10 protein-coding genes are annotated in these 13,479 nt (G+C 69.9%); 3 read left to right on the forward strand and 7 right to left on the reverse strand.

The genetic code is table 11. From position 1 onward, the window contains the following. Window position 1: 1 nt before the first annotated feature. Together QRN19_RS05955 and QRN19_RS05960 are read right to left on the reverse strand one after the other, a co-directional pair. On the reverse strand, window positions 2-529 hold the full coding sequence (locus QRN19_RS05955; protein ID WP_285025830.1) for an FMN-binding protein: 528 nt from the start codon (window positions 527-529) through the stop codon (window positions 2-4). A gap of 149 nt (window positions 530-678) precedes the next feature. Then, on the reverse strand, window positions 679-1,542 hold the full coding sequence (locus QRN19_RS05960) for an ADP-dependent NAD(P)H-hydrate dehydratase (RefSeq protein WP_285025831.1): 864 nt from the start codon (window positions 1,540-1,542) through the stop codon (window positions 679-681). Window positions 1,543-1,683: 141 nt separating this feature from the next. Here QRN19_RS05960 and QRN19_RS05965 point away from each other — a divergent pair, with 141 nt between their 5' ends. After that, window positions 1,684-2,760 carry an NADH:flavin oxidoreductase/NADH oxidase gene (locus tag QRN19_RS05965; RefSeq protein WP_285025832.1) on the forward strand — a complete coding sequence of 359 codons (1,077 nt, stop codon included), beginning with the start codon at window positions 1,684-1,686 and terminating at the stop codon, window positions 2,758-2,760. 75 nt (window positions 2,761-2,835) lie between these two features. On the opposite strand, the gene QRN19_RS05970 is transcribed toward QRN19_RS05965, so the two are convergent. The 3 genes from QRN19_RS05970 to QRN19_RS05980 form a co-directional block, all read right to left on the reverse strand. Continuing rightward, complete coding sequence (locus tag QRN19_RS05970; protein WP_285025833.1) at window positions 2,836-3,885, reverse strand: hemolysin family protein; 1,050 nt, start codon at window positions 3,883-3,885, stop codon at window positions 2,836-2,838. Continuing rightward, complete coding sequence (locus QRN19_RS05975; RefSeq protein ID WP_137243333.1) at window positions 3,882-5,201, reverse strand: hemolysin family protein; 1,320 nt, start codon at window positions 5,199-5,201, stop codon at window positions 3,882-3,884. The genes QRN19_RS05970 and QRN19_RS05975 overlap by 4 nt, the downstream gene beginning before the upstream one ends. A gap of 149 nt (window positions 5,202-5,350) precedes the next feature. Further along, complete coding sequence (locus QRN19_RS05980) at window positions 5,351-6,664, reverse strand: MFS transporter (protein WP_285026736.1); 1,314 nt, start codon at window positions 6,662-6,664, stop codon at window positions 5,351-5,353. Between the two features lie 203 nt (window positions 6,665-6,867). Between QRN19_RS05980 and QRN19_RS05985 the strand changes: the two genes are divergently transcribed. Beyond that, complete coding sequence (locus tag QRN19_RS05985; RefSeq protein ID WP_079003972.1) at window positions 6,868-7,713, forward strand: LysR substrate-binding domain-containing protein; 846 nt, start codon at window positions 6,868-6,870, stop codon at window positions 7,711-7,713. A gap of 15 nt (window positions 7,714-7,728) precedes the next feature. Here the strand turns inward: QRN19_RS05985 and QRN19_RS05990 are convergent, their stop codons facing one another. Next, complete coding sequence (locus QRN19_RS05990) at window positions 7,729-8,028, reverse strand: hypothetical protein (RefSeq protein ID WP_194645532.1); 300 nt, start codon at window positions 8,026-8,028, stop codon at window positions 7,729-7,731. Between the two features lie 48 nt (window positions 8,029-8,076). Continuing rightward, a complete protein-coding gene (gene guaB1, locus QRN19_RS05995; RefSeq protein WP_285025834.1) occupies window positions 8,077-9,516 on the reverse strand; it encodes a GMP reductase in 1,440 nt (479 codons plus the stop codon). 134 nt (window positions 9,517-9,650) lie between these two features. On the opposite strand from guaB1, the gene QRN19_RS06000 reads away from it, so the two are divergent. Continuing rightward, window positions 9,651-13,418: a multifunctional oxoglutarate decarboxylase/oxoglutarate dehydrogenase thiamine pyrophosphate-binding subunit/dihydrolipoyllysine-residue succinyltransferase subunit gene (locus QRN19_RS06000; RefSeq protein ID WP_285025835.1), complete on the forward strand. Its 3,768-nt coding sequence runs from the start codon at window positions 9,651-9,653 to the stop codon at window positions 13,416-13,418. Window positions 13,419-13,479: the final 61 nt, after the last annotated feature.

Genomic DNA, 13,479 nt, shown 5'->3' on the forward strand with positions numbered 1-13,479 from the left:
CTCAGCCCTTCGCTTCGGTCTTGATCGTGTCGATGGCCGCGTTGAAGCCACCGCTCGTGAGCGAGGAACCGGCGACCTTGGAGACCTTGAGGTCGTCGATGTCCTTGCCGACCACCTCGGCGGCGATCCCGGAGATGAACTCCGCCTGGTAGCGCTTGCTGTTCGCGCTCTCGGCGTGCGAGACGACGTCGACCGCCGTGACCTTGTCCTCGGCGAGGGTGACGGTCACCGTGATCGACTCGGTGCCGTTCGGCGACTGGTAGCTGCCGTCCGCGGTGTAGGAGCCGTCCTGGTAGTCGGTGGAGCCGGAGCCCGCTGCGGCGTCGGTGGAGCCGGTCGCCTGCGGGGTCGCGGTGCTCTTCGTCTCGGGCGACGTGGTCGTGGTCGAGCCACCGGCGTCGGCCGCCGAGCAACCGGCCAGGCTGCCGACGAGGGTGAGGCCGGTCAGGGCCGCGAAGGTCGTCTTCTTCGCCGCCACGGACAGTCGTGGTGCGTGGAAGGGAGGCTGGCTGGTGGTGGGGTTGCGCATCGTTCAATCTCCTCGGGCGATGTGTGGGCCGCGGTGCGGCGGCCGCCGCGGCGAGGTCTCCGCCGCGGTGGCACCAGTGTCCTGAGCTTCCCTATGGGCGAGCTATGAGCGTTCTGGGAGTTGTCCTTCGTCCACCGATGAACGATCGTTCAGCGCAGGAGACCACCGACGACACCGCGCACCGCTTCGGCCACGTCGAGCGCAGCCAGCGGGCCCTCGGCTGCCGCCGCATCCCCGGCGGCCGCGTGCAGGAGCACCCCGCTGGCCGCCACGCTCGCGAGGCAGCCGGGGTCGGCGAGCACGCGCTCGGCGTTCGTGGCGACGAGCGCCCCGATGATCCCCGCCAGGGCGTCGCCGGTGCCGGCGGTCGCGAGCCAGGGCGATCCGCCGGGGACCGTGATGGCGTCGCCGTCCGGCGCGACCACGTGGGTCGTGCCGCCTTTCAGCACCACGACGATGCCGAGGCGGGCGGCGACGTCGCCCGCGTACGACACCGGATCGGCACGGATGGCCCCGACCTCGGCCGGGCTCCCCAGGCCGCTCAACATGGTCGCCAGTTCTCCCACGTGGGGAGTGGCCACGATGCGCCACGACTCGTCGACACCGAACGCCCGCTGGTGAGCGCCCGCGGTGACGCGACGGAGCGACCCGGCATCGGCGACGACCGGCTCGCCCCCATGCAGGGCGGCGTCGAGCAGGGAGCTCTCCTCGCGGGTCAGCTTGCCGGGGTCCATGCCGGAGCCGATGAGCCACGCCTGCACGCGCCCCTCCGCCGTCACGATCTCGGGCCGACGCTGCAGGACGAGGTCGGCCGGTCGATCGGCGCCGAGGTAGCGGACCATGCCGACCCCGGTGCGGATCGCCGCCTCGACACCGATGACGGCGGCACCCGGGTAGCGGTCGGACCCGGTCACCACACCCAACACGCCCCGGGAGTACTTGTCCGAGTCGGCGTCGGGCACGGCGATCCAGTCTCGTGCGTCGGCAGGGGTCCAGAGTCGCGGTTCGGCCATGCCATCACCCTAGGCCAGTCGTCGCGGCGGTCTGGCTCTGAACCGTCGATCGTCGGTCATCCCGGAGGCGGGAATCCGAACGCCTGCTGGAACGTTGGGCCGGGTGGCGACGCCCGTCGCCCTGAGACCCCGAGGAGTTCCGTGCCCCAGCTGTTCGATCCGATCACCATCCGCGACCTCACCATCCCCAACCGCCTGTGGATCGCCCCGATGTGCCAGTACAGCGTCACCGCCCGAGACGGCGTCCCGACCGATTGGCACCTCATGCACCTCGGCCAGTTCGCGGCGGGCCGCTTCGGCCTCGTCATCTCCGAGGCGGCGGCGATCAGCCCCGAGGGTCGGATCTCGCCCCAGGACGCTGGCATCTGGAACGACGAACAGCGCGATGCCTGGCGACGGATCACCGCGTTCATCACCGAGCAGGGTTCGGTTCCCGGCATCCAGCTCGCGCACGCCGGCCGGAAGGCGTCCACGTTCGCCCCCTGGGGCACCGTCGGACAGGGCAGCGTGCCGCTCCAGGAGGGCGGCTGGCCGACCGTCGCGCCGTCGCCCGAGGCCTTCCCGGGCTATGCGGTCCCGGAGGCCCTCGACGACGAGGGCATCGACCGCGTCGTCGACGACTTCCGCGCGGCGGCCGTCCGGTCGGTCGACGCCGGCTTCCAGGTCATCGAACTCCATGCCGCGCACGGCTACCTGCTGCACCAGTTCCTCTCACCGCTCGTCAACCACCGCGAGGACGGCTACGGCGGCTCGCTCGAGAACCGGGCCAAGCTCCTCCTGCGGGTCGTCGAGGCGGTGCGCGGCGTCCTCCCGGCCGGTCTGCCGCTGTTCGTCCGGTTCTCGGCCACGGACTGGGTCGACGATGGATGGGACGAGCACCAGACCGCGACCGTCGCCGCCTGGTGCGCCGAACGCGGGGCCGACTTCTTCGACATCTCCACCGGTGGAGCCGTCGGCGGCGTCCGCATCCCGCTCTCCCCCGGGTACCAGGTGCCGTTCGCGGCGCACATCGGGTCGACGGGTGTCGACACGAGCGCCGTCGGGCTCATCACCGACGCCCAGCAGGCGGCGGCAATCGTCGCCGACGGGCAGGCGGAGGCGGTCATGGTCGCCCGCGAGGCGCTCCGCGATCCGCACTTCGCGCTGCGCGCCGCCACCGAGCTCGGCGTGGAGGTGGCTTGGCCGGGCCAGTACGAGCGGGCCAAGCCGCGCGCCTGAGCACCACCCCGACACGACGACGGCCCGCACGCGATCGCGTGCGGGCCGTCGTCGTGTCGGCGCTCAGGCCTCCGATCAGCGACGCCGCGTGGCGTCCTGGACCTCTCCGACGAGTTCCTCGATGATGTCCTCGAGGAAGAGGACCCCGGTGGTGGAGCCCGCTTCGTCGAACACCCGGGCGACGTGCGCTCCCGAGCGACGCATCGTGGTCAGCGCGTCTTCGACGTCTGAATCCTCGAACACCGACACCAGCTGCCTGATGTGCTTCGCGGGCACCGGACGCTCCTCGTCGCCGCTGCCGTCGAGGTCGTCGTACCGCAGGACGTCCTTCAGGTGGAGGTAGCCGATCGGCACCGACTCGTCGTCGACGATCACGTACCGCGAGTAGCCGTACTTCGCGACGGCCCGCTCGACGTCCGAAGGAGTGGCCTCCTCCGTCAGCGTGATGAGGCTCCCGAGCGGCAGGGCCACGTCGTGGACCTTCTTCTCGGTGAACTCGAACGCCGCCACGAGCGCACCCGTCGAGTCGGTGAGCACACCCTCGCGGGTGGACTGGTCGACGATGGTCGCCACCTCGTCCAGCGTGAACGCACTCGCGGCCTCGTTCTTCGGCTCCACCCGGAACAGGCGGAGGACGGCGTTCGCGGTCGCGTTGAGGGACACGATGATCGGGCGGAAGACGCGCGCCACGAAGACGAGCGGCGGAGCGAGCAGCAGCACCGCGCGATCCGGGATCGAGAAGGAGAGGTTCTTCGGGACCATCTCGCCGAAGACCACGTGGAGGTAGGAGACGAGCAGCAGCGCGATGATGAACGCCACCGTACCGATGGTCTCCTCCGGCCAACCGGTGAGCGCCAACGGCACCTCCAGCAGGTGGTGGATCGCCGGTTCGGAGACGTTCAGGATGAGCAGCGAGCAGACGGTGATGCCCAACTGACTCGTCGCCAACATGAGCGTGGCGTGTTCCATGGCCCACAGCGCGGTCTTCGCGCTCCGGCTCCCCTGCTCGGCGAGGGGTTCGATCTGCGATCGTCGCGCGGAGATGACCGCGAACTCGGCACCGACGAAGAAGGCGTTCGCGAGCAGCAGCACGACGAGCCAGGCGATTCCTGCCCAGTCGCTCATACGTCACCACCGTCCTCCGACACGACGGGTCTCGGGGTGAATCGGATCCGATCGATCCGTCGGCCGTCGAGTCGCTCCACGCGGAGCGTGCCGTCCTCGAGCTCGAGCTCGTCGCCCGAGACCGCCAGCCGTCCGAGCTCGCTCATGACGTAGCCCGCGACCGTCTCGTACGGACCGTCCTCGGGGACGCGGACGCCGGCGCGCTCGAGGAGTTCGTCGGGACGGAGGCTGCCTGGGAAGGTCGTGGAGTCGCGTCCGCGGACCACCCCGGCACGCGAACGGTCGTGCTCGTCGGCGACCTCGCCCACGAGTTCCTCGACGAGGTCCTCGAGGGTGGTCACGCCGGCGGTGCCGCCGTACTCGTCGACCACGACGGCCATCTGGTAGCCACGTCCGCGCAGCTGCGAGAGCAGCACGTCCAGCTTCATCGTCTCGGGGACGCGCAGGGCGGGAGACTGCAGCGCGGAGACGGGCACCTCGCCGCGGCGGTCGCGAGGGACCGCGATGGCCTGCTTCACGTGCACGACACCGGTGATGTCGTCGACGTCGGCATCGGTGACCGGGAAGCGCGAGTGGCCGGTCGACCTCGCGAGGGCGAGCACCGCCTGGGCGGGTTCGCCGCGCTGGATCGACGCGATGCGCGGCCGCGGCGTCATGACGTCCGAGGCATCGTGGCTCGAGAAGCGGAGGGTGCGGTTGAGCAGGGTCGCGGTGTCGGCCTCGAGCGTGCCCTCGAGCGCCGATCGACGCACGAGCGACGACAGCTCCTCGGCCGTCCGGGCTCCGGACAGCTCCTCCTTGGGCTCGATGCCCATCGACCGCAGCAGGCCGTTGGCGCTGCCGTTGAGGACGACGATGGCGGGCTTGAACACCCAGGTGAAGGCCGTCTGGAACGGGACGACGAACTTGGCCGTCTGTCGGGGCAGCGCGAGCGCGAAGTTCTTCGGGACGAGCTCACCGATGATCATGCTGAGCAGCGTCGCCAGGGTGATCGCGACGATCGTCGCCACGACGGCGACGACGCCCTCGGGGATCCCGATGGAGCCGAGCGGGCCGGCGAGCATCGACGACAGCGCCGGCTCCATGGTGTAGCCGGTGAGGAGGGTGGTCAGGGTGATCCCGAGCTGCGCGCTCGACAGGTGCGTCGAGGTGATCTTGAGCGCCGCGATCGTCATCGTCAGGCGGGTCTCACCGCGGTCGCGGCGGGCCTCGAGGTCGGCGCGGTCGAGGTTCACGAGCGCGAACTCGGAGGCGACGAAGAAGCCCGTCCCGATGGTCAGTACGAGGCCGACGCCGAGCATGATCCACTCAGACATGACGATCCCGTCCGTGCTGAGCGGTCGATGCCGGAGTGAGGGTTCCGTCGCCCGGGTGGGCGGTCGTCTCCCGTGATCGGGTCAGCACGGGGCTGGGATGGTGGCCGGGGGATCTGTCTGAAGGAGGGTCGTCCATTGTGCGGACGAGTCTATCGGACATCCGCGGCTGTGGACCCCGGATTTCCGGGGTTCTTCTCAGCCTCCGCCAGACGCAGGCGCTCCTCGGCCGCGCGACGCTTCCGACGCCGCAGGAGGAGGAACCGTACACCGATGCAGGCCGCGGCGAGCGCCGGGACCCCACCCGAGACGATCATGCCCACGTGCGCCCCGGCGACCTCGACGAGCCAGCCCATGAGCGGACCGCCGATCGACTGACCGCCGAGCAGCACGAGGATGTACAGCGACATCACCCGGCCGCGGATCGCCATGTTGGACGACAGCTGGACGAGGGAGTTCGCCGCCGTGATGAAGAGGAGGTTCGCCACCCCACCCGCGACGAGCAGGAGGGCGAAGGGGAGGAGGACGGGCATCGCTCCGGCGGCCGCCTGCAGGACGCCGACCGCCGCCGCCGCGACGATCACGATGCGCAGGTCCACACCCCCACGCCTCGTCGACGCGAGCGCCCCGGTCAGCGCGCCGACGGCGACGAGGGCGTTGAGGAACCCGTAGCCGCTCGCGCCGATGTCGAAGACGTCCGACGCGTAGGCGGCGAGCAGGACCGGCAGGTTGAAGGCGAACACCGACATGAACGCGACCATGATGACCGTCCACCGGATGGCCGGCTTCCGCATGGCGTAGCCGAGCCCCTCCTTGAGCTGGCCCTTCGCCTTCGCGACGACCGGGGTCGGGACGAGTTCCGAGACCCGCATGAGCGCCAGGGTGAGCACGACGCCGGAGCAGGCGAGGGCGTTGATCGCGAAGGACCATCCGGAACCGACGGCGGTGATGAGGACACCGCCGACGGCCGGACCGACGAGCTGGCCGAGCTGGAAGACGGCGGAGTTGAGGCTGATGGCGTTCCGCAGCCTCGCCGGACCCACGAGCTCGTTGACGAACACCTGTCTCGCGGGGTTGTCGACGACGGTGACGAGGCCGAGCATGAAGGCGATGACGTAGATGTGCCACACCTCGACCGCGCCGCTGAGCGTCAGGATCGACAGCGCGACCGCGAGGACGGCGGCGAGCGACTGGGTGATCATGAGCAGCACGCGCTTCGAGTAGCGGTCCGCGATGACCCCGCCGAGGAGTCCGAACAGCAGCATGGGCGCGAACTGCATGGCGACCGTGATCCCGACGGCGGCGACGCTGCCGGAGAGCTCGAGGACGAGCCAGTCCTGCGCGATGCGCTGCATCCCGATCGCGGTCGTCGCGACGATGTGCCCGATCGTGAAGAGCCGGAAGTTCGGGACGCGGAGCGAGGAGAAGGTGTCCCGCCAGGCGGGGCGCTCCCCCACGATCGGCATGGGGGCGGTGGGCGGCGGTGGAGCGACGGCGGTGTCGGAGGGAGGGGTCACGAAGAGAGCCAGCGTTTCGTATGTCGAGTGCGTGTCGTATGGGTGGAGCCGCGGAGGCCGTCGGCTCCCATCCACGCTATTGCCGACACGGCCATTTCCGAGCAGGATGATCCCTATCAGTCCTATTCGATTCCCGAATGATCGGCTCACGCATGTTCGACCCCGCCCTGCTGCGCACCTTCCTGGCCGTCGCCGAGACGAAGAACTTCACGCGCGCCGCCGCGCAGCTCGGGCTGAGCCAGCCGACGGTCAGTCAGCAGATCCGACGGCTCGAGGAGGCCGCCGGCCGGTGGCTGGTCGTCCGGGACACGAGGGCGGTCCGCCTGACCGACAATGGTGATGCGATGGCCGGGTTCGCGCGGACCATCCTCGCTGCACACGCCTCGGCGGAGAGCTACTTCACCGGCTCGGCGATGAGCGGCCGACTCCGCTTCGGGGCCGCCGACGACCTCGCGATGACCCAGCTCCCCCGGATCCTGCGGCACTTCCGTCAGGGGCACCCGCAACTGAACCTCGAACTGACGGTGAACCAGAGCGGGCCGCTCTACCGCCGACTGAAGGCGGGTGCCCTCGACCTCATCTTCATCAAGATGCACCCCGGCCAGAACGAGGGCAAGCTCGTGCGGACCGACTCGATGGTCTGGGTCGGTCTCGAGAAGACCACGATCGAACCGGGCCAACCCGTCCCCCTGATCGCCTATCAGGACCCGAGTCTCTCCCGCCAGCTGGCGATCGATGCCCTGGAGGCCGCCGGGCGCACCTGGCGGATCACCTGCAGCACCCGGGAGGTGAACGGCGTCCTCGCGGCCGTGCGGGCCGGGCTCGGGGTCGCGGTCTTCCCGCGCAGCTTGATCCCGAGCGACCTCGTCATGCTGAGCAACCGGCTGGAACTCCCGACCCTGGGCGGCGTCGACTTCACCCTGCTCGCGAACCCGTTGGCCGCGGCCGGCCCGGTGGAGGCGCTGTCCTCGGCCATCATGGACCGGTCGCTGGCCTGAGCGAGCACGCGGCGGTCAGGCGTCGACGGACTCCGACGCCTCGGCGAACGGCGCCGGGATGAGGTAGGTCTCGCGGACCTCGGCCGATTCGTGCGGGCCGCTGCCGTCGGGCGCAGTGAAGGGTTCGTCGAACTCGACGATCCACGTCGTCAGCTGTTCGGTCCACACCGAGACGAACGCCGCGGCACGCTGGCGTCCGGGTGCCACGATGACCCCGGAGGCACGCTCCCCCGTCGAGGGGTCGGACGCCGGGTCCACGAGCACGAGGACCTGCATGCCGACACCGAACCCGTGCGTCCCACCGTTCACCACCATGGGCCCATCATCCCACCGCGGTCGTGCGAGCCGCACCAGCACCGCGGCTCACCAGGAGACGGGCAGCGCCTTGCCCTCCTCGTACCCGGCGGCCGACTGGACGCCGACGATGGCGCGCTCGTGGAAGCCGGGGACCGAGTCGGCACCCGCGTAGGTGAACGACGAGCGCACACCGGCGGTGATCATGTCGAGGAGATCCTCGACCGAGGGCCGGAGCGGGTCGATCGTGATGCGGGAGGACGAGATGCCCTCGGCGAAGAGCGTCTTCCGCGCGAGTTCGAACGGATCGAGTCGGCCGAAGCGCTCGTGCACGGCCTTGGTCGACGCCATGCCCCAGCTCTCCTTGTACAGCGACCCGTCGGCGGCGCGCTGCAGCTCACCGGGGGCTTCGATCGTGCCGGCGAACCAGGAACCGATCATGACCGAGGACGCGCCCGCGGCGAGGGCGAGGGCGACGTCACGCGGGTAGCGGACGCCACCGTCCGCCCAGACCTTCGCGCCGAGCGCGCGGGCGGTCGCGGCCGTCTCGAGCACGGCCGAGAACTGCGGACGTCCGACCGCGGTCATCATCCGCGTGGTGCACATCGCACCGGGGCCGACCCCGACCTTGAGGATGTCCGCTCCGGCGTCGACGAGGTCCTGCACCGCGACGGCGGACACGACGTTCCCGGCGACGATCGGGAGGCCGAGACCGAGGGCACGGACGGCCGCGATCGCCCGGAGCATGCCCTCCTGGTGCCCGTGGGCGGTGTCGATCACGAGGACGTCCACCCCGGCGGCGGCGAGCGCCTGCGCCTTCACGGCGACGTCACCGTTGATGCCGATCGCCGCGGCGACCCGCAGCCGGCCCGACGCGTCGAGCGCCGGCCTGTAGATGGTCGACCGGAGCGCGCTCGTGCGACTGAGGGTGCCGACGACCGCGCCGTGGTGCAGCACGGGAGCGAACTCGAGGTCGGCGGCGACCATGAGGTCGAACGCGGCCCGGCCACCGGTCACGTCGTCGGCGTCGATCGAGGCGAGCGATCCGCGAGCGAGGTCGCCGAGTCGCGCGTCGGGCAGCGCCGTGGCGAGGCGCGCGGCCGGGATGCAGCCGGCGAAGGCGTCGCGCTCGTCGTGGAGCACGATGCCGTGACCGGCGACCGCGGGGATCAGGCGCAGCGCGTCGGCCGCGGTCTGGTCGGCGCGCATGATGAGCGGGGTGTCGAAGGCGACCGGCTGCTCCTTGACCCAGCGGATCGCCGCGTCGAGCTCCTGGAGCGGCATGTCCTGCGGCAGGACGCCGAGTCCGCCGCGGCGCGCCAGGGCTGCCGCGAGGCGAGGCCCGGTGACGGAGTTCATGTTGGCGGAGACGATCGGGATCGTGGCGCCGGTGGCGTCGTCCGGGGCCAGGTCGACGTCGAGTCGACTCGTGATCCCGGAGCGGCTGGGGACGAGGAACACGTCCGAGTACGTCAGGTCGTGGCTGGGAATCTCACCGATGAACCGCATGAGAACACCGTATCCCGACCGGCGTCCGAGCCGCACCGACGCCGGAATGGGTTTAGGCTTGATGACTGGATCGTGCGGGCATGTTCCCTGCCTGCAAACAGTGAGAATTCAACGGAGAGAGTGGGCGATCGACGGTGTCGAGCCAGATGACCGGAGTGGGCGCCGATGACGGCGCAACGAACGAATTCGGAGCCAATGAATGGCTCGTCGACGAGATGTACGAGCAGTACCTCGTCGACAAGGATTCCGTGGACCGCTCCTGGTGGCCGATCCTCGAGCACTACCGGCCGGTGAACGGCGCAGCCCAGGGAACGACGGGCGGCCAGCCGGACGACGGTGCGGCAGCCGCCGGCGCCACGGCGTCGGCCCCCGCCCCTGCCGCGACGGACGAGTCGGCCCGCGTCAACCCGCCGACGGCCCCGATCCAGGTCATCGGCGCTCAGCCGGTCGCCCGCACCACCTCGGTCCAGGCGAAGCCGGCCCCGATCCCGGCCGACGCCCCGATGACGAGCCCGAACCAGGTCCAGCAGCCGAAGAGCGACCAGACCGGACCCGCTCCGGAGGACGTCGACAAGGTCACCGTCCTGAAGGGCATGGCCAAGTCGCTCGCCACCAACATGGACGCGAGTCTGACGGTCCCGACCGCGACGAGCGTGCGCACCATCCCGGCGAAGCTGATGATCGACAACCGCATCGTCATCAACAACCACCTGAAGCGCGCCAGAGGCGGCAAGGTCAGCTTCACCCACCTCATCGGTTGGGCCCTCATCCAGGCGTTGAAGGACTTCCCGAGCCAGAACGTCTACTACGAGGAGACCGACGGCAAGCCCACGGTCGTCGCCCCGGCGCACATCAACCTCGGCATCGCCATCGACCTCCCGAAGCCCGACGGCTCGCGCGCCCTCATGGTGCCGGGCATCAAGCGCGCCGACACCCTCACCTTCAACGAGTACCTCTCGGCCTACGAGGACCTCGTGACCCGCGCCCGCAAGGGCAAGCTCACCGGAGCCGACTTCCAGGGCGTCACGATCTCACTCACGAACCCCGGTGGCATCGGGACCGTGCACTCGGTCCCCCGCCTCATGAAGGGCCAGGGCTGCATCATCGGCGCCGGCGCCCTCGAGTACCCGGCCGAGTTCCAGGGCGCCTCCGAGCGCACGCTCAACGAGCTGGCGATCGGCAAGACGATCACGCTCACCAGCACCTACGACCACCGCGTCATCCAGGGTGCCGGCTCGGGCGAGTTCCTCAAGGTCGTCCACGAGCTGCTCATCGGCAGCCGCAGCTTCTACCAGGACATCTTCGCCGCGCTCCGCATCCCGTACGACCCGATCCACTGGTCGCCCGACATCAGCGTCGACCTCGCCGACGCCGTCGACAAGACCGCCCGCGTGCAGGAGCTCATCAACGCGTTCCGCGTCCGCGGCCACCTCATGGCCGACATCGACCCGCTGGAGTACGTGCAGCGCTCGCACCCCGACCTCGAGATCGAGACCCACGGCCTGACCTTCTGGGACCTCGACCGCGAGTTCGTCACCGGCGCCTTCGGCTCGGCCCGCACGGCCAAGCTGCGCGACATCCTCGGCGTCCTCCGCGACTCGTACTGCCGCACCACGGGCATCGAGTACATGCACATCCAGGACCCCGCGCAGCGCAAGTGGATCCAGAGCAAAGTCGAGCGCAAGTACGAGAAGCCGACGCACGACGAGCAGATGCGCATCCTCGGCAAGCTCAACGAGGCCGAGGCCTTCGAGACCTTCCTGCAGACGAAGTACGTCGGTCAGAAGCGCTTCAGCCTCGAGGGCGGCGAGTCCACCATCGCCCTCCTCGACACCATCCTCCAGGGCGCGTCGCAGGCCCAGCTCGACGAGGTCGCGATCGGCATGGCCCACCGCGGCCGCCTCAACGTCCTCACGAACATCGCCGGCAAGACCTACGGTCAGATCTTCCGCGAGTTCGAGGGGACGCAGGACCCGGCGAGCCACGGTTCCGGCGACGTGAAGTACCACCTCGGCACCGAGGGCACCTTCAAGGCCGAGGACGGGCGGGAGATCCCGGTCTACCTGGCCGCGAACCCCTCGCACCTCGAGGCCGTCAACGGCGTGCTCGAGGGCATCGTCCGCGCGAAGCAGGACCGCGGGCCGATCGGCGCGTTCGGCACCCTCCCGATCCTCATCCACGGTGATGCGGCGATGGCTGGACAGGGCGTCGTCCTCGAGACCATGCAGCTGTCCCAGCTGCGCGGTTACCGCACGGGCGGCACGGTCCACGTCGTCATCAACAACCAGGTCGGCTTCACCACGCCTCCCGGCGAGGGTCGTTCCTCCATCTACAACACCGACGTGGCGAAGACCATCCAGGCACCGATCTTCCACGTGAACGGCGACGACCCCGAGGCCGTCGTCCGGGTCGCGGAGCTCGCGTTCGAGTACCGCCAGGAGTTCAAGCGCGACGTCGTCATCGACCTCGTGTGCTACCGCCGCCGCGGTCACAACGAGGGCGACGACCCGTCGATGACGCAGCCGCTCATGTACAGCCTCATCGAGGCGAAGCGCTCCGTCCGCAAGCTCTACACGGAAGCGCTGGTCGGCCGTGGCGACATCACCGAGGAGGAGTACGAGGCCGCGCACCGCGACTTCCAGGACCGCCTCGAACGCGCCTTCATGGAGACGCACGCCGAGCAGACCTCGCCGACGCCGATCCCGACCGAGGTCCTCGACGAGGACGGCTACTCCGGCGAGCTCGAGACGACCGGCGTCTCCGAAGGTGTCGTGCAGCTCATCGGCGACGCGTTCAACAACAAGCCCGCCGGGTTCACCGTGCACCCGAAGGTGCAGCAGCTCCTCGAGAAGCGACTCGACATGAGCCGCAACGGCAACATCGACTGGGGCTTCGGAGAGCTGCTCGCGCTCGGATCCGTGCTCATCGAGGGCACCCCGGTGCGGATGTCCGGCCAGGACTCCCGTCGCGGCACCTTCGTGCAGCGCCACGCCGTCCTCCACGACCGGGTGAACGGCCAGGAGTGGCTGCCGCTCGCCAACCTCAGCGACAACCAGGCCCGCTTCTGGATCTACGACTCGCTCCTCAGCGAGTACGCGGTCATGGGCTTCGAGTACGGCTACTCGGTCGAGCGTGCCGACGCGCTCGTGCTGTGGGAGGCGCAGTTCGGCGACTTCACCAACGGCGCGCAGACGATCATCGACGAGTTCATCTCCTCCGCCGAGCAGAAGTGGTCGCAGCGGTCGAGCGTCACGCTCCTCCTCCCCCACGGCTACGAAGGCCAGGGTCCCGACCACTCGTCCGCGCGGATCGAGCGGTTCCTGCAGCTCTGCGCCGAGGACAACATGACCGTCGCACGGCCGTCGACCCCCGCGTCGTACTTCCACCTCCTGCGTCGCCAGGCGTACGCCCGTCCGCGTCGGCCGCTCGTCGTCTTCACCCCGAAGGCGATGCTGCGTCTGCGTGGCGCGACCAGTCCGGTGGCGGACTTCACCTCCGGCCGCTTCGAGCCGGTGATCGACGACGCACGGATCACCGACAAGGGCGCGGTCAAGCGGGTGCTCCTGCACTCCGGGAAGATCCACTACGACCTCCTCAGCGAGCTGCAGAAGCAGCCGAACGACGAGATCGCCCTCGTCCGCGTCGAGCAGTTCTACCCGGTCCCGGTGGCCGAGCTGAACGCCGTGGTCGCGCAGTACCCGAACGCCGAACTGGTGTGGGTGCAGGACGAGCCGGAGAACCAGGGCGCGTGGCCGTTCATCTGCCTGGAGGCCGCCAAGCACCTCGAGGGTCGGACGATCCGCAACGTGTCGCGCACCGCGTCCGCCTCCCCCGCCACGGGGTCGGCGAAACGTCACGCCGCCGAGCAGGCGGAGCTCCTCCGCACGGCGCTGGCGCTCTGACCTCAGCCGCACGACCGACGACGGCCTGTTCCGACAGGCGGTCGTCGTCGTCTGGACACGG

It is taken from the genome of Plantibacter sp. ME-Dv--P-122b, assembly GCF_030209375.1.
Lineage (GTDB): Bacteria > Actinomycetota > Actinomycetes > Actinomycetales > Microbacteriaceae > Plantibacter.

Bases quoted from the DNA above. Each gene is read 5' to 3' on its own strand.
- QRN19_RS05955 (WP_285025830.1), bottom strand. From the start codon at position 529: ATGCGCAACCCCACCACCAGCCAGCCTCCCTTCCACGCACCACGACTG.
- QRN19_RS05960 (WP_285025831.1), bottom strand. From the start codon at position 1,542: ATGGCCGAACCGCGACTCTGGACCCCTGCCGACGCACGAGACTGGATC.
- QRN19_RS05970 (WP_285025833.1), bottom strand. From the start codon at position 3,885: ATGAGCGACTGGGCAGGAATCGCCTGGCTCGTCGTGCTGCTGCTCGCG.
- QRN19_RS05975 (WP_137243333.1), bottom strand. From the start codon at position 5,201: ATGTCTGAGTGGATCATGCTCGGCGTCGGCCTCGTACTGACCATCGGG.
- QRN19_RS05980 (WP_285026736.1), bottom strand. From the start codon at position 6,664: ATGCCGATCGTGGGGGAGCGCCCCGCCTGGCGGGACACCTTCTCCTCG.
- QRN19_RS05985 (WP_079003972.1), top strand. From the start codon at position 6,868: ATGTTCGACCCCGCCCTGCTGCGCACCTTCCTGGCCGTCGCCGAGACG.
- QRN19_RS05990 (WP_194645532.1), bottom strand. From the start codon at position 8,028: ATGGTGGTGAACGGTGGGACGCACGGGTTCGGTGTCGGCATGCAGGTC.
- guaB1 (WP_285025834.1), bottom strand. From the start codon at position 9,516: ATGCGGTTCATCGGTGAGATTCCCAGCCACGACCTGACGTACTCGGAC.